This is a genomic window from Halobacterium bonnevillei (assembly GCF_009831555.1).
Lineage (GTDB): Archaea > Halobacteriota > Halobacteria > Halobacteriales > Halobacteriaceae > Halobacterium > Halobacterium bonnevillei.
This window is the reverse complement of record NZ_WUUU01000270.1, coordinates 1-2,700: the sequence shown is the minus strand read 5'-3', so window position 1 is coordinate 2,700 and position 2,700 is coordinate 1. Positions and strand designations below refer to the sequence as shown.

Sequence of the window (2,700 nt, the reverse complement as noted above, 5' to 3'; positions counted from 1 at the left end):
CGTCGCCGACCTGGAGGGCGGCGCGCTACGGTCGCGGACGCGGCGGGCCTGCGCGATGCCTACGTGACCGACGGAATGGACGCCTACGTGGACGACGTCGCGACGGCGGCGTCGCGACTGGCGGACGTCGTAGCAGCGACGCTGCGGAACATCGGCCCCGACATCGACCGGGAGTCGGACGTCGGCGACTTCCAGCGGAACCTCGAGGGAACGCCCGCGGCGGAGCTGTTCCGGGTTGTGCAACGAACCGTCGTCGGGGCACCGAACTGGGTCGAGGACACTATCGCGCGCGGGGACTACGCCACCGCCGTGGCGTCCGCTGGTCACACGCTCGTCGACGTGGTCGCGGCCGGGTCGGCCGTCTCGGCCATCAGGGATGGTGAGCACGGAAAGCCCGCGTCCACGGACGAAGTCGTCTCGATCCGCGAGCGGGCGTTCGCGGCTGTCGACGACGCGCTGCCCGCCGAACCCGGGCCCGTCGAGGCGCTCGTTGCCTGGCCAGCCCGCCGCACGCTCCGGGACGCGGAGACGGAGCTCGCGGGACACGAGTACGAACCCGACGACTGGACTCCGGGCCAGCGGGACGTCATGCGGGCTGTCGGTCGATACGCGTACGCCGTGTACGCCGCGGCTGCCGTCCCGGCGGTCGTCGACCGCGTGCAGTCGGAGCTCGGGGCTGACGAGTGATATATAGTAGGGGGATAGACATGTATCTGCAGTGCGAATGTGCGTGGGTGAGGTTGTCCGTCGCCCTCGCGCGGTCCCGCCTTCGTGGATTCGGCAGACGGCTGTCAGACGATGGCCAGACGGGCCGCTAACCTTTTTGCGCGTGGGGTGAGTTCCTCCGGTAAATGGTCAGGCCCCCGGAACTCCTCGAGGACGTTCTCGACGGCATCGACGCGCTGCTCGTGTTCTCGCCGAGCGGAGCGTACTACGACCGTGCGAAGGACGTCGAGGGCGCCGACGTCGTCGTGGTCGCCCCCGAGAACGCCGTGGGGGCCGACGAGTTCGTCGAGTTGCCGCTGGCGTTCGACGACGTGAAAGAACGCATCCGGTTCGGCATCGAGGGCGCGCTCACGGAGGGCGTCGTCGACGACGGCGACGAACTCGGGTGTGCGGCGCCGCTGTTCGGCGACGACATCGACATGGTCGCCCGCACGAAAGTCGACGAGTCCCGTCACTCCGGCATCTACGACCTGTTCGCGAACTCGCGAGCGGAGCCCGGCGTCATCCGGGACGTCTTCGAGGTGGCCATCGAACTCGGGAAGAAGGGCCAGAAGGGCGAACCGATCGGCGCGCTGTTCGTGGTGGGGGACGCCGGGAAGGTGATGAACAAGTCCCGGCCGCTGTCGTACAATCCCTTCGAGAAGAGCCACGTCCACGTCGGCGACCCGATCGTGAACGTGATGCTGAAGGAGTTCTCGCGCCTCGACGGCGCGTTCGTCATCTCCGACTCCGGGAAGATCGTGTCCGCGTACCGCTACCTCGAGCCGGGCGCGGAGGGAACTGACATTCCGAAAGGACTGGGTGCGCGTCACATGGCGGCGGGCGCCATCACCCGCGACACCAGCGCTGTCACCATCGCGCTCTCGGAATCCGACGGCCTCGTGCGGGCGTTCAAGAACGGCGAGCTCGTCCTCGAACTCGACCCAGAGGAGTACTGAGATGCCGGTCGACTACACGCAAGTGGCGGACGCTGACTTCCGGTATCTGATCGCTGCCGTCGTGTTCTTCACCGGCATCGTGTTCGGCTACCTCGTGGGCCGCGTGAACGAGCGGCTGCTGCGCGCGATGGACGTCGACGACGCCGTGGAGGGGACGACCGTGGACCAGATGGCCCGCGACGTCGGGTCGTCGACGGTGTCGCTGGTGGCGCGACTGACCTCCTGGATCATCTACGCGTTCTCCGCGCTGGTGGCTCTGGAGGTCGCGCAGTTGACCGTCCAGGACGCCGTCTGGTACCCGATCGTCGGGTTCTTCCCGTCGCTGGTCGTCGCAGTCGTCGTGCTGTTCGCCGGCGTGCTACTCGGGGACAAAGCCGAACTCCTCGTCGGCGAGCGACTGCGGAGCGTGAAGGTCCCCGAGTTGACGCTCATTCCGCTGGTGGTGAAGTACAGCGTCCTGTACGTCGCCGTACTGATCGCGCTCTCGCAGGTCGGCGTCGCCGTCGACGCGTTGCTCATTCTGCTGTTGGCGTACGTCGCGGCGCTCATCCTGTTCACGGCCGTCGCAACGAGGCACCTGTTGACGTCCGCGGCGGCCGGCGTCTACCTGCTGTTGCGCCAGCCGTACGGCATCGGGGACCGCGTCGCCATCGGTGATCACGAGGGCATCGTGCAGGAGGTGGACGTGTTCGTGACGCACGTCGAGGAGAACGGCCGCGAGTACGTGGTCCCGAACCACCTGGTGTTCCGTCGCGGCGTCGTCGTCGTGAGAGAATGAGCGGTGTCGACTGGGTGCTGACGGTCGGGGGGTGGCTGGCGTTCGTGGGACTCGGGTACGTCGTCGTCGCCGACGAGTCCCGTCTGGCGTGGGCGCGGACGTCGGCCGGTCGGTCCTGGGTGCGTCGCCTGAGCGTTCTCGGTGCAGTCCTCGTGGCTGTCGCCGCCGGGTCGTTCTCCGTGTGGCCGCCGGGCGGCGTCTACGTGCTCGCAATCGCAGGCGTGTTCGCGTACCTCGCGGGGGTGCTCGCCACGGCTG

3 protein-coding genes and 1 pseudogene are annotated in these 2,700 nt (G+C 68.1%); all 4 read left to right on the top strand.

What is annotated here, in order from left to right; translation table 11 throughout:
- Positions 1 to 687 (top strand): annotated as a pseudogene (locus tag GRX66_RS18155) (hypothetical protein); the annotation flags it as partial.
- A 164-nt stretch (positions 688 to 851) separates the two neighbouring features.
- Complete coding sequence (gene dacZ, locus GRX66_RS18150) at positions 852 to 1,664, top strand: diadenylate cyclase DacZ (protein ID WP_159527743.1); 813 nt, start codon at positions 852 to 854, stop codon at positions 1,662 to 1,664.
- Between the two features lies 1 nt (position 1,665).
- On the top strand, positions 1,666 to 2,442 hold the full coding sequence (locus tag GRX66_RS18145) for a mechanosensitive ion channel domain-containing protein (RefSeq protein ID WP_159527742.1): 777 nt from the start codon (positions 1,666 to 1,668) through the stop codon (positions 2,440 to 2,442).
- Positions 2,439 to 2,700 (top strand): hypothetical protein (locus GRX66_RS18140; protein ID WP_159527741.1); only part of this gene is annotated, 262 nt, incomplete at its 3' end. The genes GRX66_RS18145 and GRX66_RS18140, both read left to right, overlap by 4 nt.

Excerpts from the sequence above, each read along its gene's own strand:
- dacZ (WP_159527743.1), top strand. The coding sequence starts at position 852 with ATGGTCAGGCCCCCGGAACTCCTCGAGGACGTTCTCGACGGCATCGAC.
- GRX66_RS18145 (WP_159527742.1), top strand. The coding sequence starts at position 1,666 with ATGCCGGTCGACTACACGCAAGTGGCGGACGCTGACTTCCGGTATCTG.